The 25,022-nt window shown below is 37.9% G+C and carries 23 protein-coding genes and 1 riboswitch; of the genes, 14 read left to right on the top strand and 9 right to left on the bottom strand.

Annotation, left to right across the window (positions count from 1 at the left end; translation table 11 throughout):
* Positions 1-458: 458 nt before the first annotated feature.
* Both cwlD and KHA93_RS18635 read right to left on the bottom strand, forming a co-directional pair.
* Positions 459-1,169 (bottom strand): N-acetylmuramoyl-L-alanine amidase CwlD, encoded by a 711-nt coding sequence (gene cwlD / locus KHA93_RS18640; protein WP_213112086.1) that lies wholly within the window; start codon positions 1,167-1,169, stop codon positions 459-461.
* A 67-nt stretch (positions 1,170-1,236) separates the two neighbouring features.
* Positions 1,237-1,677 (bottom strand): DUF2521 family protein, encoded by a 441-nt coding sequence (locus KHA93_RS18635; RefSeq protein ID WP_213112085.1) that lies wholly within the window; start codon positions 1,675-1,677, stop codon positions 1,237-1,239.
* A 132-nt stretch (positions 1,678-1,809) separates the two neighbouring features.
* On the opposite strand from KHA93_RS18635, the gene KHA93_RS18630 reads away from it, so the two are divergent.
* The 5 genes from KHA93_RS18630 (at position 1,810) to KHA93_RS18610 (ending at position 8,237) form a co-directional block, all read left to right on the top strand.
* Positions 1,810-2,499: a hypothetical protein gene (locus KHA93_RS18630; protein WP_213112084.1), complete on the top strand. Its 690-nt coding sequence runs from the start codon at positions 1,810-1,812 to the stop codon at positions 2,497-2,499.
* Between the two features lie 275 nt (positions 2,500-2,774).
* Complete coding sequence (gene pflB, locus KHA93_RS18625) at positions 2,775-5,003, top strand: formate C-acetyltransferase (RefSeq protein ID WP_213113033.1); 2,229 nt, start codon at positions 2,775-2,777, stop codon at positions 5,001-5,003.
* Positions 5,004-5,145: 142 nt separating this feature from the next.
* Positions 5,146-5,913, top strand: a complete 768-nt coding sequence (gene pflA / locus KHA93_RS18620) for a pyruvate formate-lyase-activating protein (RefSeq protein WP_233711223.1) — start codon at positions 5,146-5,148, stop codon at positions 5,911-5,913.
* Positions 5,914-5,943: 30 nt separating this feature from the next.
* The gene (locus KHA93_RS18615) at positions 5,944-6,570 is read left to right on the top strand and encodes an FMN-dependent NADH-azoreductase (RefSeq protein ID WP_213112083.1); all 627 of its coding nucleotides are present in this window, start codon (positions 5,944-5,946) and stop codon (positions 6,568-6,570) included.
* Between the two features lie 290 nt (positions 6,571-6,860).
* Entirely contained in the window at positions 6,861-8,237 is a 1,377-nt protein-coding gene (locus tag KHA93_RS18610; RefSeq protein ID WP_213112082.1) for a glycoside hydrolase family 18 protein, read from the top strand.
* 32 nt (positions 8,238-8,269) lie between these two features.
* Here KHA93_RS18610 and mgtE read toward each other — a convergent pair whose 3' ends face one another.
* On the bottom strand, positions 8,270-9,652 hold the full coding sequence (mgtE, locus tag KHA93_RS18605; protein ID WP_233711222.1) for a magnesium transporter: 1,383 nt from the start codon (positions 9,650-9,652) through the stop codon (positions 8,270-8,272).
* A 138-nt stretch (positions 9,653-9,790) separates the two neighbouring features.
* On the opposite strand from mgtE, the gene KHA93_RS18600 reads away from it, so the two are divergent.
* From KHA93_RS18600 to KHA93_RS18575, 6 genes are all read left to right on the top strand, one after another.
* On the top strand, positions 9,791-10,261 hold the full coding sequence (locus tag KHA93_RS18600; protein WP_213112081.1) for a DUF6147 family protein: 471 nt from the start codon (positions 9,791-9,793) through the stop codon (positions 10,259-10,261).
* Between the two features lie 101 nt (positions 10,262-10,362).
* Positions 10,363-11,550 carry a sensor histidine kinase gene (locus tag KHA93_RS18595; RefSeq protein WP_213112080.1) on the top strand — a complete coding sequence of 396 codons (1,188 nt, stop codon included), beginning with the start codon at positions 10,363-10,365 and terminating at the stop codon, positions 11,548-11,550.
* A 5-nt stretch (positions 11,551-11,555) separates the two neighbouring features.
* Positions 11,556-12,212 carry a response regulator gene (locus tag KHA93_RS18590; RefSeq protein ID WP_213112079.1) on the top strand — a complete coding sequence of 219 codons (657 nt, stop codon included), beginning with the start codon at positions 11,556-11,558 and terminating at the stop codon, positions 12,210-12,212.
* Positions 12,213-12,363: 151 nt separating this feature from the next.
* On the top strand, positions 12,364-13,299 hold the full coding sequence (locus tag KHA93_RS18585) for an ABC transporter ATP-binding protein (protein WP_213113030.1): 936 nt from the start codon (positions 12,364-12,366) through the stop codon (positions 13,297-13,299).
* A gap of 11 nt (positions 13,300-13,310) precedes the next feature.
* Positions 13,311-14,522 carry an ABC transporter permease gene (locus KHA93_RS18580; RefSeq protein WP_213112078.1) on the top strand — a complete coding sequence of 404 codons (1,212 nt, stop codon included), beginning with the start codon at positions 13,311-13,313 and terminating at the stop codon, positions 14,520-14,522.
* 13 nt (positions 14,523-14,535) lie between these two features.
* A complete protein-coding gene (locus KHA93_RS18575; RefSeq protein ID WP_213112077.1) occupies positions 14,536-15,690 on the top strand; it encodes an ABC transporter permease in 1,155 nt (384 codons plus the stop codon).
* 43 nt (positions 15,691-15,733) lie between these two features.
* Here the strand turns inward: KHA93_RS18575 and KHA93_RS18570 are convergent, their stop codons facing one another.
* Together KHA93_RS18570 and KHA93_RS18565 are read right to left on the bottom strand one after the other, a co-directional pair.
* A complete protein-coding gene (locus KHA93_RS18570) occupies positions 15,734-16,495 on the bottom strand; it encodes a DUF4367 domain-containing protein (protein ID WP_213112076.1) in 762 nt (253 codons plus the stop codon).
* Entirely contained in the window at positions 16,482-17,066 is a 585-nt protein-coding gene (locus KHA93_RS18565; RefSeq protein ID WP_213112075.1) for an RNA polymerase sigma factor, read from the bottom strand. Before KHA93_RS18565 ends, KHA93_RS18570 begins: the two co-directional genes overlap by 14 nt.
* A gap of 312 nt (positions 17,067-17,378) precedes the next feature.
* Here KHA93_RS18565 and KHA93_RS18560 point away from each other — a divergent pair, with 312 nt between their 5' ends.
* On the top strand, positions 17,379-18,728 hold the full coding sequence (locus KHA93_RS18560) for a glycosyltransferase family 2 protein (RefSeq protein WP_213112074.1): 1,350 nt from the start codon (positions 17,379-17,381) through the stop codon (positions 18,726-18,728).
* A gap of 98 nt (positions 18,729-18,826) precedes the next feature.
* The gene (locus KHA93_RS18555) at positions 18,827-19,768 is read left to right on the top strand and encodes an L-lactate dehydrogenase (RefSeq protein WP_213112073.1); all 942 of its coding nucleotides are present in this window, start codon (positions 18,827-18,829) and stop codon (positions 19,766-19,768) included.
* Positions 19,769-19,888: 120 nt separating this feature from the next.
* On the opposite strand, the gene KHA93_RS18550 is transcribed toward KHA93_RS18555, so the two are convergent.
* The 4 genes from KHA93_RS18550 to KHA93_RS18535 all read right to left on the bottom strand — a co-directional run bounded on the left by KHA93_RS18550 (position 19,889) and on the right by KHA93_RS18535 (position 23,458).
* Positions 19,889-20,719 carry a MetQ/NlpA family ABC transporter substrate-binding protein gene (locus KHA93_RS18550; RefSeq protein WP_213112072.1) on the bottom strand — a complete coding sequence of 277 codons (831 nt, stop codon included), beginning with the start codon at positions 20,717-20,719 and terminating at the stop codon, positions 19,889-19,891.
* A gap of 20 nt (positions 20,720-20,739) precedes the next feature.
* The gene (locus KHA93_RS18545) at positions 20,740-21,405 is read right to left on the bottom strand and encodes a methionine ABC transporter permease (protein WP_213112071.1); all 666 of its coding nucleotides are present in this window, start codon (positions 21,403-21,405) and stop codon (positions 20,740-20,742) included.
* A complete protein-coding gene (locus tag KHA93_RS18540) occupies positions 21,395-22,408 on the bottom strand; it encodes a methionine ABC transporter ATP-binding protein (RefSeq protein ID WP_213113029.1) in 1,014 nt (337 codons plus the stop codon). Before KHA93_RS18540 ends, KHA93_RS18545 begins: the two co-directional genes overlap by 11 nt.
* 111 nt (positions 22,409-22,519) lie before the next feature.
* A riboswitch (SAM riboswitch) is annotated at positions 22,520-22,626 on the bottom strand.
* Between the two features lie 49 nt (positions 22,627-22,675).
* A complete protein-coding gene (locus tag KHA93_RS18535; protein ID WP_213112070.1) occupies positions 22,676-23,458 on the bottom strand; it encodes a carbon-nitrogen family hydrolase in 783 nt (260 codons plus the stop codon).
* A gap of 316 nt (positions 23,459-23,774) precedes the next feature.
* Here KHA93_RS18535 and KHA93_RS18530 point away from each other — a divergent pair, with 316 nt between their 5' ends.
* A complete protein-coding gene (locus KHA93_RS18530) occupies positions 23,775-24,947 on the top strand; it encodes a pyridoxal phosphate-dependent aminotransferase (RefSeq protein WP_213112069.1) in 1,173 nt (390 codons plus the stop codon).
* Positions 24,948-25,022 lie beyond the last annotated feature (75 nt).

Raw genomic sequence — 25,022 nt, 5'->3', positions numbered from 1 at the left:
AAAAGCGGAAGCGCCTGTTTATCGACGTACAAACTTCAGGGCCTCTGACTGAGATAAAGGAAACACGATAAGCCAGAGGCGAATCGATGTTGACTTATCATAGGAAGGGAAGAAGAAATCCACTAGTCGATAGGTGCTGGAGCTAGACATTCGAAATGCGGAAGCGCCTGTTTATCGACGTACAAACTCCAGGTCCTCTGACTGAGATAAAGGAAACACGATGAGCCAGAGGCGAATCGATGTTGACTTATCGTAGGGAAGAGGACAAGAAGTTTGCTAGTCGATAGGCGCTGGAGCTAGACATTCGAAAAGCGGAAGCGACTTGCTCATGGACGTTTTAGAAAAAATTCATGATGTTTTCCAGTCGATTGGCTTAAGTAAGCTATCTCTATAAGGATTTCCACGGAAAACCTTATTTACCCAAAACAAAAAATTCGGGCACATCTTGCATTCCCGAATTATTCAATCGATTTTTCTTTTGAAAAGAATCGAAGAATCCCTCTATAAATGGAGATTGCGACTTTTTCTTGATACTCGTCCTGTTTTAATGCTTCATGTTCAGTCGGGTTCGATAAAAATCCAATTTCTACTAATGCACCTGGTTTTTTTGCATTTTTAAGCAAATAAATATTTGGGATTGTTTTAGCTTCCCTTGTTGTGTTCCCTAGACTTTTCACTAACTCATCTTGAATGAACTTTGCTGCCCTTTTATTATCAGCATCGTGGGGGGCATAAAACGTTTGGGCTCCACTCCAACGAGGAGAAGGGATAGAATTTAAATGAATGCTGAGAAATAAATCCGCCTCTGAATCATTAATGATTTTTAGCCTTTTTTTCAAATCCTCCGTTTTCCTCCGACTCAATCCTCTTGTTTCATGGTCTGCAAGATCTGTATCCGTTTCTCGTGTCATTAATACGAGTGCTCCCTGCTCTTGTAAATAATCGCGTAGTTTATGGGCTACCACTAATGCAATATCTTTCTCTTGTGTATCCCCACTTTCCGCTCCTCCATCAGGACCGCCGTGACCCGGATCTAAATATATTATTTTACCTGTTAGTGGAAGATTCCACGTATCAAAAGAGTCTTTCGGCAAAAACTTGTATTGAAAAAGAAGAAATAAAATTGCCGCTCCAACAGAAAAGATTATAAACTTTGCTTTTCTCCCCATTCGATCTGCCCTTTCATGCTTTCTCGTAAAAGCATATGGGACAAGATTGTTTTTTAGAACAGGAAACCTAATGAAGACGTAATTTGTATCTTCTTTCCCCTTTTCGGTATCCTTTTACCCACCAATAATCTACAAAATGTTCACAAGCTAAAAAGATATCCTCGTCACTTATCATCTTTTTTCCATAATCCCAATAGAGCCAAAAATAGTATAATGTATCAATAAAATGAGTTATTTCTCGATGACATCTCTTTTTTGCCATTTCGATTGTTTCACCATGCAACGTAAAGCGACTGAATATACCACCATTTAAGTAAGCTTCAATAGCGACATCAAAACAGGCCTCTTCTACACCTTCTTCTAAAGGCCCTACACCAATTCGCATTCGATTAAAATGGATAATCATGCTTTTCTTCACTTCATCTATCGATAAATCACGTAAAAGCTTGCGCTCATAAGATAACTGTTTTTCTCGTTTTCTCTCTTCAAAATTCATCATGACATTCATATCACTTCATCCTCCTTTACATAGTTTCAACGAAGAAAAAGAAGTCATGCGTCTTACAAAAAAAAATGATTTATGGAAATCGAAACATTATTTAGCATTAAAACGTCTATAAAGTGTAAGGAGGCTTTACTAATGAAGAAATATATCGTAATGGCATGTCTCTTTTTATTAACAGGGTGTAACCCGTTTACTCAGACTAATGTGACTATAGATTGGGTCGATTTTTTACAGTTTAGTGGAGAAAAATATAATAGAAGTCAGTTGGAAATTGCTGATCCTGATTTAATCGGAGAAAAAATAGGTGAAGTAAAAAAGACATTAGACGACAATGTTAAAGATCCTGATTATAAATCTAAAGATGGGGATGCCGCATATCTTCCTGCCGGAACCGCTTTGTATGAAGTGAAAAATGAACCTAATTTCATTGCTGTAAGAGACAAAGATTCAATCAATGGGTATAAAATTTATTCCAAAACAAATATTAGAACAGATTTTTACTCCATAAACAAAGATGAAGTGCTGAAAGTTCAAATATTTGATGAAGTAACTTACGAACAATTTATCTTGAGGAAAGCCATTATCGATAAAAAAGACATCGTACGATTTATCGATGTGTTGCAATCGGGAAAACCTGATTCCTCCCTTGTATTCGATTATTCCGACCCAAAAATGAGTTCATATGTTATCCTCGTCTACACTTCAGAGCCCGTTGCCAAAAAAATCCCGCTCTTTTTTGATGGCGAACAATATTTTTGGTATAACTCTGACAGTGAAGTGTTGCCAGCAGAAATTGAAAATCTGTTGAAGGTAAACGATGGTTAAATAATATTGCAGAAAAAAGTTTTATACCTCCTTATAATAGAAAATATTTTATTTATGCACTCCAAAAAATGAAGCGTACTATTATGTGAGCTTCATTTTTATATTTTCTTCAATAATTTGCCATAAAACTATTACCCCTTTAAAACAAAAGGTGCTATAATGAACATGAGGATATTGCTCAACACTTCACAAATTTATTTAGTTTTGCTCAATATTTCACAATATCTTCAATCTACTTATTGCTTAGTATTTAAATATCAAGGAGGTCTTCAATGATGTCTCATTGGAAAGGTTTTATGGAAGGTCGCTGGCAGCAGGAAGTGGATGTTCGAAATTTCATAGTGAATAACTACTCTTTGTATGAAGGTAACGAAGAATTTTTAGAAGGAGCTACAGAAGCCACAAACGCTTTATGGAAGCAAGTGATGGAGCTTTCTAAACTAGAGCGTGAAAATGGCGGCGTGTTAGACATGGATACGAAAGTTGTGTCTACCATTACTTCCCACGGTCCCGGATATTTACAAAAAGAACTTGAGCAAATTGTTGGATTTCAAACAGAAAAGCCGTTTAAAAGATCCCTCCAACCATTTGGCGGTATCCGCATGGCAGAGGCAGCAGCTGAATCTTACGGTTTTAAAGTAGATGATGAAGTAGAAGAAATTTTTACAAAATATCGTAAAACACATAACCAAGGGGTATTCGATGTTTATACACAAGAAATGAGACTAGCGCGTAAAGCCGGTATCATTACAGGTCTTCCCGATGCTTATGGCCGTGGACGGATTATCGGGGATTATCGTCGAGTTGCTTTGTATGGTGTCGATTTCCTCATTAAGCAAAAACAAGCGGAAGTAAATTTAATCGGAAACGGTATGATGACTGAAGAAGTGATTCGAGATCGAGAAGAAATGGCTGAACAAATCAATGCACTTCGTGAGTTGAAAGAGCTCGCCAAACATTACGGTTACGACATTTCTGAACCAGCTACCAATGCGATAGAAGCATTCCAATGGTTATATTTTGCATACCTAGCTGCAATTAAAGAGCAAAATGGTGCAGCAATGAGCTTGGGCCGCGTCTCTACTTTCCTCGATATTTATATTGAAAGAGATTTGAAAAATGGCATATTGACGGAAAGCAAAGCGCAAGAGCTCGTCGACCATTTCGTCATGAAATTGCGTTTAGTTAAGTTTGCTAGAACACCAGATTACAATGAATTATTTAGCGGGGACCCTACATGGGTAACGGAATCTATCGGGGGAATCAGTCTTGATGGTAAACCACTCGTCACAAAAAACTCTTTCCGATTCTTGCATACTCTTGATAATTTAGGGCCATCTCCGGAACCAAACTTAACGGTTCTATGGTCCACACAACTTCCACAGAATTTTAAAAAGTACTGTGCAAATATGTCTATTAAAACAAGCTCTATCCAATATGAGAATGATGATCTTATGCGCGGCATTTACGGTGACGATTACGGTATCGCCTGCTGTGTATCTGCGATGACAATTGGTAAGCAAATGCAGTTTTTCGGAGCTCGCGCCAACCTTGCAAAAGCATTGCTTTATGCGATTAATGGTGGTAAAGATGAAATTTTAAAAACTCAAATCGGACCTGCGTTTGCACCAATTACAACAGAGTATTTGCAATTCGAAGAAGTGGTTGAGAAATTCGACCATATGATGGATTGGCTGGCCGGACTTTATATGAACACCCTTAATGTCATTCATTACATGCATGATAAATATAGCTATGAGAGAATCGAAATGGCTCTCCATGACCGGGAAATTTTAAGGACAATGGCTGGTGGTATTGCAGGATTATCTGTCGTAGCCGATTCTTTAAGCGCCCTTAAATATGCAAAAGTAAAACCAATTCGCGATGAAAATGGCATTGCCATCGACTTTGAAATCGAAGGGGATTTTCCTAAATACGGAAATAACGATGCTCGCGTCGATGACATTGCAGTAAATCTCGTCAAAACCTTTATGAATAAGTTCCAAAAACATAAAGCCTATCGCGGAGCAACACCAACCTTATCTGTTTTAACGATTACATCTAATGTTGTATACGGTAAAAAGACAGGTAATACACCAGATGGAAGAAGAAAAGGCGAACCATTTGCACCGGGAGCGAACCCACTTCATGGTCGTGATCAAAAAGGAGCAATAGCATCTTTAAGTTCTGTCGCAAAGCTTCCATATGAATATGCATTAGATGGAATTTCAAACACCTTTTCTATCGTGCCAAAAGCACTTGGAAGAGAAGAAGATACTCGGATATCTAACCTGGCTGCTATTTTGGACGGATACATGATCAAACGAGGACATCACTTGAATATTAACGTATTCAATCGAGAAACCTTGCTTGACGCGATGGAACATCCGGAAGAATATCCACAGCTTACGATTCGTGTTTCTGGATATGCCGTTAACTTTATTAAATTAACGAGAGAACAACAAATCGACGTCATTAATCGTACGTTCCACGAAACAATGTAACAAGGTGATATTTATGATGATGGATGAGCCGGCACTCGGGAGGTGCTGGCTCCCAGAAAAGCCCTTGATTATTAGGTACGAACTACAATGTTTACTTATCTTAGGCAAGAAGTTACTACCCGAAAGGATCTAGAGCTGGACATTGAAAGGATTTGAGGTTGTGAAAATTCAAACTCGCATTCATTCAGTTGAATCATGTGGTACAGTCGATGGCCCAGGACTAAGGTATGTCATTTTTACACAAGGCTGCCTTCTTCGCTGTCTATATTGTCATAACCCCGATACTTGGACATTCGGAAATGGAGAGGGAAAGGAAATTTCCGTCGATGAATTGATGAAGGATATTAAAGACTATCTTCCTTTTTTACAAGCGTCAAATGGGGGTGTGACGGTTAGTGGTGGAGAACCGCTCCTTCACGTTGATTTTCTAATCGATTTATTTACTGAATGTAAAAAGCTAGGCATTCATACAGCGATTGATAGTTCTGGTGGATGTTTTACTCGGAAAGAGCGTTTTATTCATTCACTTGATCGTCTAATGGAAGTAACAGATCTCGTCCTACTCGATTTAAAACAAATTGACGAGAAAAAACATAAAAACTTAACTTCAGTTTCAAATAAACATATCTTAGACTTTGCTCATTATCTTCAAGAAAAGAAAAAACCGGTTTGGGTGCGTCACGTACTCGTCCCAGGGCTAACAGACGATGAAGAAGATTTAAAAAGACTTGGTGCATTTATTCGTACTTTAACCAACGTAGAAAAAGTGGAAATTCTCCCTTACCATCAATTAGGGGTCTACAAATATGAAGCCCTAGGGATCGAATATCCGTTGAAGGGTGTGGAAACACCAGCAGATGAAAAAGTACGGTGGGCTTATAATATTTTAACGAACAGCAACATCCGGTGAAATCCATTTAAGGCTGAAAGGATGATGAACATGGCAAAAGTTTTATATGTAAAAGTGAATCCAAAAAGTGATGATCAATCAAGGTCTTCCGTGCTAGCAAACCATTTTATTGAGGAATATAAAGGTCACAATCCTGACGATACAATCGAAAAACTAGATTTATACAAAGCGGATATTCCTTTTTTAGATGTTGATGTATTCAGTGCTTGGGGAAAATTTGCAGCTCATGAAGAGTTAACCGAAACGGAAATGATTAAAGCACTTCGTATGGATGAGTTAACGAGTCAATTTTTAGAGGCCAATAAATTGATCTTTGCTATTCCGTTCTGGAATTTATCCTATCCGCCAATGTTTAAGGCATATATTGATACGATCTGTATTGCAGGAAAAACATTCCACTATACAGAACATGGACCAGTCGGGCTTGTTCCTGAAAAACCTTTACTACTCATAGAGACTCGTGGCGGAATGTATTCTGAAGGCCCTGCTGCTAATATGGAAAACTCCCAACGATATTTTAAAACGATTATGGGCTTCATGGGTCTGAAAAACGTTACATCCGTCATTGCAGAAGGACTCGATATTGATCCAAATCAAACTGATGCCATTCTTGAAGAAGCCAAGCAAAAGCTGACAGATATTGCAGGAAACTTTTAAAAATAATACAGGTGAAAATAAAAACGGACGTTTTTATTTTCACCTGCTTTTTTATGTTTTTAGAATGTACGTTAATGGATGTCTTACGTGACCTCTCCTCTCCTTTTTTATCGATTGACAGCATGCAAGAGTTCCTCTCGTTCCCTCTATCTCCTTTTTTAGTTTTAAAGGTAACGTAAGACTCCTTTTAAAACACTATGACTTTTATAGCAACTTCCTCGTTGAATCCTTTTAAATCCTTGGGGCAAAATAGAAGCACTAATCACTGTCACATGAGGAGGACGCCATGAATGTCCCGTTACACTGCCTTCATAAGTTTGATATTCGTTCTCTCCCTTATTCTGCCTACTCTCATCCAAGCAAACGAACAAAACCATGTAATTATTGGTTATTACGCAGGATGGACTCCACTTAACCATTTCAATCCACAATCTGTTACTCACATTAATTATGCATTTGCTGATGTGTGTTGGGACGGAAAACATGGAAACCCGGAAGCTAGCGATGGAGGATTACTGCCTTGTACGGATTTACATGGCAAAGAACAAAATGATATTCCAAATGGAACTGTCGTATTAGGGGCTCCTGCTACTGATCTTGCAAACTTAGATAAATTAAAAGCCTTTAAGAAAGTAAATCCACAATTAAAAACATTGATTTCTATAGGCGGTTGGTCTTGGTCGATGAATTTATCGCTAGTCGCCCGAACGGTGGAAACTCGAAAACGGTTTGCTGAATCAGCTGTTACATTTATTCAAACACTTGACATGGATGGGGTCGATCTTGATTGGGAATATCCTGTAGGCGGGGGAATGCGGAACAATCATCATGATCCATCCGATAAGCAAAATTTTACGCTTTTACTTCAGGAAATCCGAAATGCTCTCGATAAAGCTGAACAAAAGGATGGGAAGAAATACTTGCTTACGATCGCTTCAAGCGCAGGACTTTCCTATTTAGAAAACACTGAATTGGAAAAGGTTGCCCACATTGTCGATTACATTAATATTATGACGTATGATTTTAATGGAAGTTGGTCTCCCATTACCGGACATAACGCTCCTCTTTTCGAGGATCCAAAAGCAGTGCTATACGAAGTCCATCCTCATCATGTAGCCGCAGCCGTCAAGGGACATATCGAACACGGAGTTCCACCACATAAACTTGTAATGGGTCTTCCTTTTTATGCTCGATCATGGGGAAATTGCAATCCCGAAGATGAAGAACAATTGCTCGAAAACGGCGGCTACCTACCATGCTCTGGTAATGGCGGAGGCAATCTCGAGCCTGGCACCTATGATTACAATTTTTTAGAAAAACATGTAATCAATCAAAACGGTTTTAAACGTTATTGGAACAATGCGGCTAAGGTGCCTTATCTGTACAGTAAGGAAAAAAGAGAGTTCATTTCCTATGATGACCCTGACTCATTAAAGGAAAAAGTACATTTTATTACCGAAAATGCTTTAGCAGGAGCAATGATTTGGGAATTAAGTGAAGATGATCAATCTCAAACTTTATTATCAACAATCCGTAATGGACTAGATTTACCGGAACCGGAAACTACGCAACATCCAGAGGAAAGACCATCAATTATTTGGATATACTTCATTATCATAGGCACCTTGCTTGTAATCTTTTTATTGCGCGTACGAAAAAGTAAATAACAGCACACATTCTAGTGTGCTGTTTTCTTACGTCAGCTTAACAATAATGACGCGATTGAAAAATACGTTATAAGAGAGAAAATGTCATTTACAGTTGTAATTAACGGACCCGAAGCAACGGCTGGGTCCAATTTACATTTATACAAAATGATTGGGATGATCGTTCCTGCCATTGTTCCGAGTATAAGGGTTAGAAATAGAGACCCTCCTACGACAATCCCTAAGTACATATTCCCTTGCCAAATAAATGCAATGATGGAAATGAGAAGACCACAAGTAGAACCGATTATAAGACTCACCCAAAATTCTCGTAAAATCAATTTGAATACCGCTTTTACATCAATTTCATTTTCCGCAAGTCCGCGGACTACTACTGCAAGGGACTGAGTTCCCGTATTTCCGGTCATTCCAGCAATAAGAGGCATGAAAAAGGCCAACGCTACTACCTTTTCCAATGTCCCTTCAAATTTTGAAATAATACTTCCGGAAATTAAACCAATAAAAAGTAAAATGACCAACCATGGCAATCGTCGTACAGCGGCAATAATTGGTTTTGTTTTAAAATCAATTTCTTTACTTGCCGTTGAAAATTTCCCATAGTCGTCACTTGTTTCTTGAAGGAGTGCCTCTACCATACAATCAAATGTGATCATTCCTACTAGTACTCCCTCTTCGTTCGTGACCGGCAGTGCTGTAAAATCATAGCGGCGAAGCAGTCGAACGATATTTTCACGCTTTGTCGATACAGTCACACAAATAACCTGCTCGAGCATGATATTTTTCAACATTTCATGCGGATCGGAGAGAAGTAAATCTTTATATGATACGGTACCCGTCAATACACCTTTTTTATCAATAAGATATAAATGATTATTGCCCTTTAAATAAAGGGCAAGGGATCTAGTTTTATTAATGGCATCCAGTACAGTTGAATGATCTTCAATAGAGATATATCGATTCGTCATTAAACTTCCGGCTGTATCCTCTGGATAATCTATCATTGTTTTTACATAGCTAGCGTTCGTTTCATCCATTTCTTCGAGAAATTTTGTTAGTTGGACTTGTGGGTATTTTTTAAGCAATCGAGTAAGGATATTCGAATCAAGTAAAGCGAGCACTTTATTCGCCTTCTCAGGTCCAATTTTTCCAAGCATTTCAAGCTTTTGCATTGTGTTTATTTTTTGCATCATACTAGCAATTGTCATTTCATCGAGATTATGAAGAAGTGATATACCATGTTTTTCAGGAAGACTTTGAAAAATTACACTCATATCATATGGACGCTTTTCCCTAAACATTTCGTTTAGCTCATCAAATTTTTCTTTATGCAATTTCTCGATGACTTTTAACGTTTCCCCTTCTAATTTCTCTTTTGTGATCATAGGTTGCACTTCCCTTTCTTGTCCCACATTCATAAAATTCTATATCCTGTTTCTTCCTACTTAAAACTTTTCAGTTAGAAAGAATTCTGCAAATTTTTCGGAAAATTCGGTAACAATTTTGACAATTACTCCGTCTATCTACTGACTAAAGTAAAAGGAGAGAAGTTTTCAATGATTCTATTAAAACGTTCAGGATTTTTTTTAATAGCCGTCATGTTATTCATGATCATGATCGGAGTGGAAAAAAGTTCAGCGGATGAACTCCCTATGTCTGTTGGAACAGGGAGTACTTTAAATGATTCTACGATTCAAGCTTCGAAATATTTAATGAGTGGAACTACTTCTATTCAAATAGTGTCTAGCGATAAAGTAAGAGTTTCAGGGAATACGAAAGCCTATCAGCCAGTTGATAATATAAAGGTTGACCTCACACTGCAGCGATGGGATTCATCGAGTGGACAATGGGTGGATGTACTCTCGATCGGAAGTGCGACAAATAATAATTCTTCAATCGTATCTCTTTCTAAAGAGGCGAAGGTTTTAAAAAATTCATATTACCGAGTATGGGGACTTCATCGGGTCATGCATGGAGGAGTCATTGAACAGAATGTAAGCATTTCAACATATGTATACGTAGAGTAGGGGTTCCTTCATGGGAGCCTCTTTTATATTTGATTATATCCCTTTCTATTAATTGAGATTATAATAATGGTATCTAATTCCATACCATAGAGGTGGGCGCTTTGAGATTATCCCTTTTAAGCAGTATTCGCTTGATCATGTTTATTTTGTTAAGTTACATATACTATATTTCTGCTGAAAACCATACACTATTGCAACTAACATTTGTCATTGCGGCTGCATTAGGGTTCTGTATCAATCACTTTTTGTTAGTTACCCCTCTAGTAAAAAAGTATTTTATTTTGGCTCTTACACTAGATTCCGTCTTCATTCTTGGTTTTGTTTTTTTCTTTCCTGGATCCACACTTTATTTGATTTTGTTCGGAGTTAATGCAGTAACACTTTTTCTAATTGCTGAAAGTAAGCGCATTATTTGGGGATTTTCTCTTGCCTTTTTCATCATGTGGGCGCTTTGTATTTCCTACTCGTATCGAATGACTGGAAGCATCGATGTAATGGAAAACATTATCAACTTTGCTTTTATTGCGTTTGAAGCTGTTGTTGGTCGGCTCATTCATAGGCTGATCCATGCACAAGAAAAAATTGAAATTCAATATGACGAGCTTCAAGAAACGCATCATGCTTTAAAAGACGCTCATGAACAATTACATCATTATTCTAAACAAGTTGAAGAATTAACACTCATTCAGGAACGAAACCGTATTTCACGTGAGATTCATGATACGGTTGGACATAAAATGACCGCATTACTCGTTCAGTTACAAGTAGCCAAGGAGCTTCAGAATATTCAACCTGAAAAGAGTGAGCAAACAATTCTCATTTGCGAAGAGTTGGCGAGAAATGCTCTACAGGAATTACGTTTATCCGTGCGTACATTAAAAGATGAAAACAGATCTTTTATTGCAACGACAAGAAAAATTCTTAATGACTATCAAGATATGACAGGGTTGAAGTCTAGTTTTCATTTGAAGGGCGATGCTTCACAAATTCCGACTTCGGTTCAATTAGATTTGACTCGTATCATCCAGGAATCGATCACAAATGCCGTTAGACATGGTAAAGCTACGGAATGTAATGTTTCGATTGAAGTATCTGATTTAACAATTGAAGCACTTATAAAAGACAATGGAACAGGATCACCTGAGGTTAGTCCCGGCTTTGGATTGAAGAATATGAGAGAAAGAGTATACGAGCATGGCGGCCAAATAACTTTTGAGAGCAACCCAAAAGAAGGATTTATGGTAAAGATGAGCTTACCATTGAAAGAGATTCAATGGCAGATGAGGTGAACAAAATGATAAAAATATTAATTGTGGATGATCAAGAATTAATGAGAGATGGTCTTGCTACAATTCTGAATCTCAAACCGGAAATTGATGTAGTAGGGGTGGCATCCAATGGGAAAGAAGCATTTGAAAAAGCAAGTGAACTTCTTCCTGATATCGTATTAATGGATATTCGCATGCCTATCGCAAATGGTGTTGAGGGCACAAGATTAATAACCTCTTCACTCCCAGATACAAAAGTATTAATGCTTACAACCTTTAACGATAGTGAGTTAATTTTTGAAGCACTTGAAGAAGGAGCCAGCGGTTACTTATTAAAAGATATGACGACAGATTCAATTGTTCAGGCTATTATGACCGTTCAGTCGGGTGGAATGGTTTTACCAAAAGAATGGACAGCTGAAATTGTAAAGGAAATGAGGAAAAGTAAAGCAGCTGATCATGATACTGAAGTTCCTAAAATAATCAATGACTTAACGGAACGAGAACTTGAAGTATTAAGCAAACTCGGATTAGGGTTAAACAATAAAGAAATTGCAAATGAACTATTTATCTCGGAGGGGACCGTTAAAAATCATGTTTCTAATTTAATCAGCAAGCTCGATCTAAGGGACCGGACACAAGCAGCCATTTTTGCTGTAAGGTACCATATATCTACCTTCTGACAGATGACTTTTGGCATAGTGCCCTATGACATACAGCTAAAAAAGCTGTATTTTTTTTTGAAAAAATCTATCTGTAGAGAGATTTGCTCGTAAAGGATACGCAATATACTGTAATTAGTTAAAAACGGATCTTATAAAAGGATGTGGAATGATGTTAGAGGTTAAAGAGCTAAAGAAAAGCTATGGAAAAAAAGAAGTAGTGAAAAATGTTTCTTTTACTATTGAAAAAGGTGAAGCATTTGGACTTCTAGGTCCTAATGGTGCAGGAAAATCCACTACCATCTCTATGATTTGTGGACTTATTCCATACGATCAAGGAGAAGTGTTCGTCGATCATCTATCTGTAAAAAAATCACCAATGCTCATTAAGAAAAAAATAGGTGTTGTGCCACAAGAAATTGCCCTTTATCCAACAATGTCCGCAAGGGATAATTTACTTTTTTGGGGAGCCATGTATGGATTGAAAGGTACACAAGCAAAAAAACGTGTGGATGAAGTGCTAGAATTTGTTGGATTAAAGGATCGCGCGAAAGATCGTATCGAAACGTTCTCTGGCGGGATGAAACGGAGAATCAATATCGGTGCAGCCTTAATGCACGAACCGGAATTACTGATTATGGATGAACCGACGGTCGGGATTGACCCTCAATCACGAAACCATATTTTAGAAACAGTTAAAAAGTTAAATGAAAAAGGCATGACCATCATTTACACGAGTCATTATATGGAGGAAGTTGAGTATTTATGTAACCGTGTTGGGATTATTGATCATGGGGAAGTCATTGCTTTAGGAACACAATCAGAGCTTTGCAGTCGATTAGTTGGTGGATCCGTCATTCAATTAACCGTTGAAAATGATTCTTTTCAAGCGATCGATGCCATAAAGAAACTGGAAAATGTAAATGAAGTTGTGAAGAAAGAAGAATCTAATATAATCGAAGTTTTTGCCGGGCAGCCATATGAGACATTAGGTTCCATTATGTCAGCTGCTGTGAATAATGGAATGAAAATTGGATCAGTAGAAATAAAAGAACCTAACCTTGAGACCCTTTTCTTACAATTAACAGGGCGCTCATTACGAGACTAGGAGGTTAATCAATGAGCTCTTTTACAATTGCATGGAAAGATATGAAAATCCGCTTACGAGATCGAAAAGGTTTTATCAGTATGTTACTGATGCCAATTGTGCTGACGGCCATTCTAGGTTCGGCGCTTGGTGGATTATTTGGAGAAAGTGGTTCAATTCCAGATACAACAGTTGGTATTGTAGTATCTTCGGATGATGATTTAACCGATCAGTTTATCAATAAAGTTTTACAAGGCGATGAACTAAAAGAAAGTATTACCCTTAATGAATATAAGACTGAAACAGATTTAAAAACAGCTATAAAAAATCAAAAGGTGGATGTTGGGATGATTCTTCCTGCTGGTTGGGGAGACGGATTAATGAAAGGTGATGTCAAGGAAGTCACAATATTTAGTAACCCTGAAAAAGAAATTCAGTTTACGATATTAAACTCCATTGCGACGTCTTTTATTAACCGAGTAACATCCGTTTCACTTGCAACAGAAGTAGTATCAAAAGAAATAACTGCTGTTCCTGTATCGAATCAGGATATGAATATCGCAAATGTAATAACAGGTCTCGCAAAGGAACTTTCTGATATTGCAAGTTCTGATTTGAATGTTGTAACTTCTGAAAAAGATGGTAAGGAACCTATTTCAGGAATGCAATACTACGCAGCAGCCATGTGTGCGATGTTCATTTTATTCAATACAACTGTTGGAGCAAAATCGATTATCCAGGAACGTAAAACAGAAACACTAGCCAGGTTAATGAGCAGCCCTATCGTACGTTCCTCTATACTATTAGGAAAATTTTTAGGCACTTTTTATTTTTCCTTTCTCCAATTTATCGTATTTGTCATAGCCACTCACTATTTATTTGGAGTTAATTGGGGAAGTAATATTATTCAATTACTTGTGATCGGTCTAGCTTTTTCCATTTCTGTTGCAGGGGTTTCCATGCTTATTGCAGGAATCATCACTGAGGATAAAACAGCTGATACGGTCGGTGGAATTGGCGTTCAAATACTAGCTGTATTAGGTGGATCCATGATTCCATTAGCTGCTTTTCCAAATAGTATTCAACTAATCGCAAATATTGCTCCAAACAAGTGGGCTCTTGAAAGTTTTATAGAAATTATGAATGGAACGACTTGGAATACACTTATTTTACCTATTAGCGTCCTCTTTTTAAGTGGACTACTAACGTTAATGATCGGATCGCTAAAATTAAAGCCAAGATAAGGAGTGAAAAAGTATGAGAAGAATAAAAGCCATTATGATGTTTGAATTAAAAAGAATTTTTCAAAAACCACAATCATACCTCCTTATGTTTGGTATGCCGTTATTGTTCACCTTTATATTTGGAGCACTTTTTTCAAGCGACTCGGAACCGAAACCTAACATAGTGGTAGTAGATGAGGATCAGTCTACCTTATCAAAAGCATTGATCAATGAGTTGGAAAGTAAAAACATTATGGAAATGAGTATTGAGAATGCTGTAAACGCAAGCGCAAAGTTCGATGACCAAAAAGTAACGGGGTATATTCGTATTGATGATGGTTTTGAGGAGCAAGTGCTTAATAAAAAGATTCCAGACATTACTTTTGTATACTCCCCTTCTTTTAATGGGGCAAAGATGATAGAACAAGTCATTAATGACAGTATGGTAAAACTTAGAATTGTAGCATCCGCTTCAAATGTTTATCAGGAAGTAACAGGAGACAGCTGGAAGGGTGCTCAAGAGAAAATCACTAGTGAGCTTGCAACTTCAGATGGAATAAAAAACATTCCTATCACGAAGAACAAAGAACTTGAGACAATGAATAATGTGACCGCTCGTTCCGTAGGATTTACAATTATGTTTGTCATGATTACTCTGCTCATTAGTACAGGAGTATTTTTAGAAGCAAGACAGACAGGAGTATGGTACCGAATCATGTCGACACCAACTTCAAAAAAGGAGATATTAATCGGTTACCTACTCGCCTTCTTCCTTATAGGCTGGATCCAGTTCGGGGTATTGATGCTCGTTTCAACCTTTGTATTTAATGTCAACTGGGGAAATATACTAGGCATCTTCGTACTTGTATCTTGCTTACTGTTATGTACGATTGGGTTGGGCCTTTTTATCGGGGGCTTTGTTAGAACATCCGAGCAGCAATCCGTGTTTGGAAACTTGATCATTGTTTCTACATGTATGCTCGGTGGTGTCTATTGGCCACTGGAAATCATGCCGAATGTGATGCAGCAAATGGCTAAGTTTGTTCCACAGTATTGGGGCATAGAAGGCTTTGCGGAATTAGCGGTAAGAGGCGGGACGATAATAGACGTTCTCGCACCTAGCGGAGTTTTACTCACATTTACAATGGTTTTTCTCATTATAGGAATGACGAGAATACGATTTGAGTAGATTATACGCATGAAAGAGGTTCCCCCTTCAGGGAGAACCTCTTTTAAATCGATTTTGCGATTGTTAAAATTTCTTCTTTCGTCAACTTACCTTCTATCGATAAATAATGACTTTGAGTCATCCAGATTAATTGGGCATTGCCATTTTTAAAAATGACTAAGCTACCCTTGTGACCTATAATCTCAACCTCTTCTACCATCACATCATCTTTATCTAAACTAACCCCAAATCCAAATTGATTTTCAATCGGAATTTCTGTCAGCATAAAGCCTCTGCCATTGCCAACATAGTTTATATAAACTGCATCAACTTTATCTTCATAGCTGTCCACCACAGTCACTTCTTCTAAATGAAACTCATCCATAAGATTTTTAGGAGTTAAGATTGGAAATTGTGCAGCCTTTTTAGCATCTTCTAGACTCATTTGTTTAGATAATATCTCCGACCCTTCAATGACCTCAAACGCCCCAGGACCTATATCCGACTCCCCACTGCCACCTTCTGATTTACCAAACAAATGCACAACATTGCCTTGGATTGAATGGAAAATATTTGTAAATTGATTAAAAGCAATACCCGACTTTGGCGCCACAGCAAACAGTATGATAAACAGAACAGAAGCGGCAATCAACAAAGGCTTACGAAATGTTCGAACGAGACGTGGGGTTCTTTTATTTCCATCCATACGACTTTGGATTTGATTCCATGCCTCCGAAGCTTCTAGAAGAGGAGGGCTCTCATTCATTTTTTCATTCAATGCTTCACGGATGATGTCGTCCAAATGTATTTCTTTATATTTGGGCATTATGTATCATCTCCCTCATATCGGGTTGTGTTTCCAATGCTTCCCTTAATTTTAACTTTGCACGGTGGATCCGTGTTTTAACCATCGTCACTTTAATATTTAATGCTTCCGCAATTTCTTCGTATTTCATATCGTGGAGATACGCTAAAATCAAAACTTGCTTATGCTCCGGTTTCAATCCATCAATTTCTCGAAGGAGTATGTTTTTAAGAAGTTTCTTTTCAACCATTGACTCAACGGTAGAGTGATAATCATCTTTTTTGGAAAGATGTTCATCGATGATATGATCTTCAGTAGCAACGTCATTCCATTTTTTGATTTTCCTTACATAGTCAATGGATGTGCGGGATGCAATGGTTGCCAGCCAAGCACCTAATTTTCCCCCATCTTGAACAGTATGCATATTTTGGAACGCTTTCAAAAAGGTTTCCTGAACGATATCTTGAGCCAATTCACGATCTTGAACAATATAGTATGCAGTGTAATAAACCCGTTGATAAAACATTTCAAATATGAGTCTCTCTGATTCACGATCTTTTTTTAGGAGTTTTTGCACTAACCTATTTATCATCCCCACATCCTCTCTAAGTGAAGATTTCCTCAATTTTCCTATTATTATATCGTAAGACGCATGACTTTTGTAAAAAGAAAAAAAGATTTAGTACCTTCTCTGAAACTAATTTGATTCCTCCTATATTAATCTGTACAATTTCTAAGAAGAAGGCAAAATAATGGAAGTGACTTTAAGGATACTAAGGAAGGGTATTGTTCATTGTTCAGAAATTGTATAGTTTCCTGTGCTGTAATGTAAATTGGAAGGTTCTTTTGTACTACGATTCAATAGAATTCACAATATACTTTTTGTAAGAAGGAGGCTTCCATAATGAAATCCCCTAATCATCAACCTTACGGCTCTACACATAGAAATAGTCGTTTTTACCTAAAGGTTAATACTAAATTTTGGCTTAGCCATTCCGTTGCATTGTTATGGATGTGCATCTCTATTTATCTAGCAAAACCTTGGCTGATTGATTTATCTACTATTATTTCACTGCCATTGGCGTTTTTGGTGATTGCGGGGATTTCATATATACCTGGATACATGAATGCCTTTCTCGTGGCCAGTCTAATCATGGACAAACAGCCAGTACTTAAAGATGAAAATCCGAATGATGCCATTACTTTGCTTATTGCTGCTTATAACGAAGAAGATAAAATCTATAATACGTTGAGCTATATTGGAAAACAGGACTATCGTGGACCCATTCAAGTAATCCTTATTAATAATGGTTCTACGGACCAAACAGTGGAAACAGCGTTGAAAGCAAAAGAAGATTTCCAGTTAAAGATGGATATTTTACATGAAAAAAAGCCCGGAAAGTTTCATGCCCTTAATCTAGGATTACTGCATGTGAAAACACCTTATTTAATCACATTAGATGCCGATACTCTTCTTCATCAGTCAGCCATTCGATATTTAGTCGCAAGAATAAAGAGTAGTCCAGCTGATGTTTCTGCCGTAGCGGGTTCTATTTTAGTCAAAAATAGCCGAGATAATATGTTGACTAAAATACAAGAATGGGACTATTTTCTTGGAATTGCCTCTATTAAACGATTACAAGGGCTATATCAAGGAACATTGGTGGCTCAAGGTGCTTATAGTCTATATAAAACGGAAAGTATACGAGAAATAAATGGATGGCCGGATGCAATCGGTGAAGACATTGTGTTGACATGGAAGCTGCTTGAAAAAAGATGGAAAATATATTTTGAGCCACTTGCAGTTGCTTTTACAGAAGTGCCTAGTTCGCTAACTCACTTTTTTCATCAACGGTCTAGGTGGGCTAGAGGGATGATCGAAGGGCTAAAACAAGTAAAGCCTTGGCAACAGCCTCAAATATACACGAAATATTTGACCAGCATAAACTTGATCATGCCTTATTTGGATATTATATACACATTTTGTTGGTTGCCTGGTCTAGTGTTGGCTTTTTTTGGCCATTATTGGATTGTCGGTCCTATGACTTTATTTGTTTTACCACTCACACTCTTAAGTTACGGCATTTTATACGTCTACCAATCTAAATTTGTATTTAAACCTTTGAATCTAAAAGTCCGAAAAAACATAATAGGATTTATCATATTTATTCTAGCGTATCAAATGATTATGTCGCCTACCTCCGTATTTGGGTATGTACAAGAATTATTTAAGTTTCGGAGGAAGTGGAAGTGAATCGTACTGACGGTCTATGCTTTATTAGACGTAATCCAACTTCCTACACTATAATTAAGTTCATCTATTAGTGTTATGAAGGGATGGAGTGTGATCATATGACAAAGGGAAATTGTGTAGCAATCATTGGAACAGGGTTTGTTGGGTCAAGCTATGCTTTTGCTTTGATGAATCAAGGGATTGCTGATGAACTGATCATGATTGATATTAATAAGGAAAAAGCATTAGGTGATGTGATGGATCTCAATCATGGTAAAGTGTTTGCCCCTGATTTAACCCATATTCGATATGGAAACTATGAAGATTGTATCAATGCAGACCTTGTCGTTATTTGTGCTGGTGCTAATCAGAAACAAGGTGAAACTCGGCTAGATTTAGTAGAGAAAAACTTAAAGATTTTTAAATCTATTGTGGAAAGTGTAATGGCTAGCGGGTTTGACGGGATATTTTTAGTCGCTACTAACCCTGTAGACATTTTAACATACGCTACGTGGAGATATAGTGGACTCCCAAAAGAACGAGTCATTGGTTCAGGGACCATCCTCGACACCGCACGATTCAGATATATGTTAGGCGATTATTTTAACGTCGCTCCAAACAATGTCCACGCTTATATTATCGGAGAGCATGGGGATAGTGAGCTGCCAGTTTATAGCTTAGCTGATGTTGGTGGCGTCCCAGTGTTAAAAATGATTGATCGTGACCCACGTTATAAAAGAGAGGATTTAGACGACATTTTCGTTCAAGTACGTGATTCCGCATACGAAATCATTATGAGTAAAGGTGCCACTTATTACGGAATTGCGATGGGTCTCGTAAGATTAACGAAAGCTATTTTACGTAATGAAAATACGATTCTCACTGTGTCTACCTTTCTTGAAGGAGAGTATGAGGAAAACGATGTGTACATCGGGGTCCCTGCGATTGTAAATCGCAATGGGATAAGAGAAATAGTAGAATTGGAGCTTAGCGAGGAAGAACAACGCTTATTTCACCAAAGCGCTGAGACTATAAAAAATATAGTAAAACCTTATTTTTAGGATCGAATGAAGGGCTGTCTAATAAGATGGCCTTTTTGTATACCTATGTCGCCCCTATATATGAATGACTCTCAGCCTATATAAACTGAGAGTCATTGAATCTTCTAATAAATAAATTTACTATTTTCGTTCTGTCATCCAATCCGGTTTAGTGAATCCAGGAAAGTCACTGTCAATGACATCTTCGAATTCTTTTGATTCGACGACTTCTTTAATATCTTTTACGAATTGGGCATCTTTATTTTTTCCATCGATGACGACACGGTTTCTATGAACATCTCTCATATTTTCAATCATAATACCTTCGTTCATGTCCAGACCTGCTGCAAACACAAAGTTCCCAGGTACTGCTGACATATCTACACTCTCAATTGCACGTGGAAGCTGTCCTGCTTCAAGTGGTTGGAATTTAAGATTTTTAGGGTTGTCTTTAATATCTTTTTCGGAAATCGTCAAATGGCTTACATCATCTTTCAATGTTATCAAACCTTCTTGTTCCAATATTAATAAGGCTCTACCCATATTTGTAGGATCGTTTGGTAAGGCGTATGTAGCACCATCTGTGATTTCATCAATTGATTTAAATTTGTTTGAGAAGACGACCATTGGAGAAGTCGGCACTGTAATGACTTCAGCTAAGTTTAATTTGTTTTGCTCTGCAAAAGTTTCCATATAAATTTTATTTTGAAAAACGTTAGCGTCAATATCGTCTGTTCCTAATGCATTATTAGGTTGGATATAATCACTGAATTCTACTACCTTTACTTTATAACCTTTCTTTTCAAGACCAGGTTTGATTGCCTTTGTTACCATATCTGTAAATGGACCAGCCGTTGCACCAATAGCAATTTCCTTTTTATCGTTGTTCGAACCTGATGAATCTTTCCCACCACAAGCGGCAAGTGCTCCCATTACTAGAATGAGTGTAAATACAAATAACCATTTTTTCATTTCTGTTTCCTCCTGAAGTTTTATCTTTTATCTGCATGTTTTGCCCAGCGATCTCCAAGTAATTGAATAAGCTGCACTAAAACAATTAACACTAACACGGTTGTAAACATAATAACTGTATCATAGCGGTAATAACCATAACGGATGGCTAAATCCCCAATTCCACCGCCGCCAACGACCCCAGCCATCGCCGAGTATGCAACTAGACTAATAGTTGTCAATGTAACTCCTTGTATAATGCTCGATTTTGCCTCGGGGATGAGCACATCTTTAATGATCATCCATGGGGTCGCACCTACTGAAATAGATGCTTCAATGACTCCTTTATCGATTTCACGAAAAGCCGTTTCTACAATTCTTGCAAAAAAAGGAATAGCTGCAACTGATATTGAAACCGAGGCCGCGGTAGGACCGATTACTTTTCCCACAATCAACATCGTAAAAGGAATGAGTAATACAAGTAAAATGATAAAAGGGATCGATCTAATTAAATTAATTAAAAAGCCGACGATTGTTTTTACGAATTTATTTTTCAAAAACATTCCTTCATCTGTCACGAACAAGATAACTCCTAATGGAAGCCCGATGAGAATAGCTACGAGAAGCGAGATGCCAACCATATAGATTGTTTCAAAAAATGCTTTATTCAAATCTGGAAGCATTTCGATAATATGATCAATAACCATCCGTCATCACCTCCGCATTACCCGTTCTTTCCTGCAAATATGTAACGGCCTTAGCCACTTCTTCTTCCTCACCTATAATTTCTAAAATAAAAATGCCTAACGGTTCTTCTTGAATATATTCAATCTTACCGTGTAAGAAATTCCCTTTTACACGATGAAGCTGGAGCATATCGGAAACAACTGTTTCGCCTGCTTTAGAGCCTTTAAATTGAATTTTAACAATCGCTCCTGTACATTCCTTAATCAATTTCTCAGGAATATCCAATTGAAGAATGTCACCAATAAAGTGTTTCGTTAGTTCTGCCTCTGGTGCTGCAAAAATATCATAAACGGATCCTTCCTCCACAATCTTACCATCTTGCATGACAGCCATTCGATCACAAATCTCTTTCACAACTTCCATTTCATGCGTGATCAAAACAATCGTCAATCCAAGCTTTTGATTAATATCCTTCAATAAGGCTAGGATAGATTTTGTAGTACTTGGATCAAGGGCAGATGTCGCTTCATCACATAATAAAACATCTGGATTATTAGCAAGCGCCCGTGCAATTCCTACCCTCTGTTTTTGGCCACCGCTCAATTGTGCCGGGTACACATCCCTTTTATCTGCTAGTCCTACCATTTGAAGCAGCTCTTCTGCTCTTTTTACTCGATCTGCCTTCGGGTAATCTGCCGCTTTTAAGGCGAAAATAATATTTTCAATAATCGTTTTGGAGCTTATTAAATAAAAATGTTGGAAAATCATCCCTATCTTCTGACGCGCTTTGCGGAGTTCTTTTGCTGCAAGCTTCGTTAAATTAATCCCGTTGATAATTACAGATCCGGAAGTAGGCTCTTCCAGGAGATTCAAACAGCGTAGTAGTGAACTTTTTCCTGCACCAGAATATCCGACAATACCAAAGATTTCTCCTTTTTCAATTGTAAGTGAAACATTGTCGACTCCAATGACTTCTCCACTTTTTGTTTTATATTTTTTTGTAACATTATGTATTTTGATCATCATGTCCACCTCATAAATTTAGAAAAGCGCAACGAGATTTAAAAACTTGCTCTATAAAGGAAAATGCCTCTTTCCATTGAAAGAGGCATCGAAAAATCGTCATATATTTTCGACTTATCTCCGAGAATGGTCTCATTCCGCAGGAAGTGGCACCTTTCCTATATTTGGAGGTTGCCGGACGTCATAGGGCCTGATCCCTCGGTCACTCTAGATAAGTTAATCGTATTAAGTTCAATGAACACATTATGCGGGAATATAAACTGCCTGTCAATATTTATTTGGTCTACGATCGTCGAATATTGGTATTCTACTTCGGATTTCGTCGATTTCATGTAGATCGATTTCACCTATTAACAGTTCTTCCCCTGAACCACCTTCGGAAATAATGGTTCCCCACGGATCTATGATCATCGAATGTCCAGCAAATTCATTATTAGCATCGGCACCTGTTCGATTGCATGCAATGATATAGCATTGATTTTCAATAGCTCGAGCTTGTAAAAGAATTCGCCAATGGTCTACTCGTGGGGTTGGCCATTCCGCAACAACAAACAAGGCCTTCGCTCCACTCATAACCGATTTTCTCAACCATTCTGGGAATCTTATATCATAACAAATAAAGCTTCCTGCTTTTTCTCCATCAATTGTAAAAATAGGCTCGTCTTCGCCAGCCTGTAAGAATAAATGTTCATCCATAAGCTGGAAGAGATGAAGCTTGCTATATTCATGGACGAGCTTACCATCCTTATCAATCACATACATCGTATTCGTCACGCCGCTATCCACTTTTTTTGCAACCGATCCGCCAACAATATGAAATTTATGTTTTTTAGCTTGTTCTTGTAAAAATTGCAGGACATCCGTTCCTTCTTCATGTGCAATTTCATCTAAGCGTGTTAAGTCATATCCCGTCGTCCATAACTCAGGTAATACTACGATGGAACATTGCTCCTTCGCTGCTTTTTCAAACCATTGTTCTGCAGCAGTGAAATTTTTCTCAGGATTACCAAAAGCAATATCCATTTGAATACAACCAATCTTCCACTTCAATCCAAACTCCCCCTTGCAATTTTCTGCGCTTTACAAACATTATCTTTCGTTATAACATTTTAAAGGACAAAAGCGCAAGCGACTGTTCATCGACGTACAAACTTCAGGGCCTTCGACTGAGATAAAGGAAACACGACGAGGGACGAGTCTGGCTTCCTTATCGTAGGGAAAAGGACAGGAAGTTTGCTAGTCGATAGGCGCTGAAGCTAGACGGATATAGCTATTTTCAGTAAGGTTTTGTATATAAGCGAAAACCATAATTCATAAATAACTATAAATGAAAAGGAAAATTCAATATTTTTATAGAGGTGTCACCATGAAGAATTTTGAAACTTCGGACGTTTTAAAGCAATTACCTAAACAGTTTTTTGCCTCGCTCGTACAAAAAGTAAATCAATACATAGCCAATGGCCATGACGTCATTAATTTGGGCCAAGGAAATCCAGATCTTCCAACTCCATCACATATTGTGGATCGTTTAAAAAGCGCTGCTGAGGAGCCAATCAACCATCGCTACCCACCATTTCGTGGTAAACCTGAACTAAAAAAAGCAGTTGCCGAGTATTATAAACGAGAATATGATGTGGAACTTGATCCTGAAACGGAGGTAGCTGTTTTATTCGGTGGGAAGGCCGGTTTAGTAGAATTACCACAATGCCTTATGAATTCTGGCGATACAATGCTTGTTCCTGACCCAGGCTACCCAGATTATTGGTCAGGTGCAGCACTAGCAAATGTCAAAATGGAAATGATGCCACTAAAAGCTGAAAATCAGTTTTTACCTCGCTTCGAAGAAATTCCATTGGAGGTTAAGGAAAAAGCAAAAATGATGATCCTTAATTATCCAAATAATCCAACTGGAGCTGTAGCGAATCTTAACTTTTTTAATGAGACGGTGGATTTTGCGTCGAAGCATCATATTTGTGTTGTACATGATTTTGCATACGGTGCCATCGGCTTTGATGGCAAAAAGCCGGTCAGTTTTTTACAAGCTAAAGGGGCAAAGGATGTCGGCATAGAGCTTTATACGATGTCCAAGACATATAATATGGCTGGTTGGCGTGTAGCTTTTGCAGTAGGGAATCCTTCCGTCATCGAAGCTATTAATCTTTTACAGGATCATCTATACGTTAGTTTATTTGGGGCAGTTCAAGATGCAGCGACAGAAGCGTTATTAGGCTCCCAGGAATGTGCGGTAGAATTAAATGAAACATATGAGATAAGACGAAATGCACTTATTTCAAGCTTGCACGAAATTGGTTGGAATGTCCAAGCTCCTCCTGGATCATTTTTCGCCTGGCTAAAAGTTCCTGACGGTTATACGTCTGAAGCATTTGCTAATCTATTGTTGGAAAAAGCCCATGTAGCTGTTGCACCAGGGATTGGATTTGGGGAATACGGTGAGGGCTATATAAGGGTTGGCTTATTGACAACGGAAGATCGTTTAAGGGAAGCTGCAAGAAGAATAGGGGATTTAGGGTTATTTTAAACCTAATAAAATGTGTATCGGTCGTGGTTGAATGTATTCACCTCGACCTTCTTGCCTTAGTCATACTAAATCATT

It is taken from the genome of Lederbergia citrisecunda (assembly GCF_018343695.1).
Classification (GTDB): Bacteria; Bacillota; Bacilli; order Bacillales; family Bacillaceae_C; genus Lederbergia; species Lederbergia citrisecunda.
This window is presented reverse-complemented; position numbering and strand designations above follow the sequence as displayed.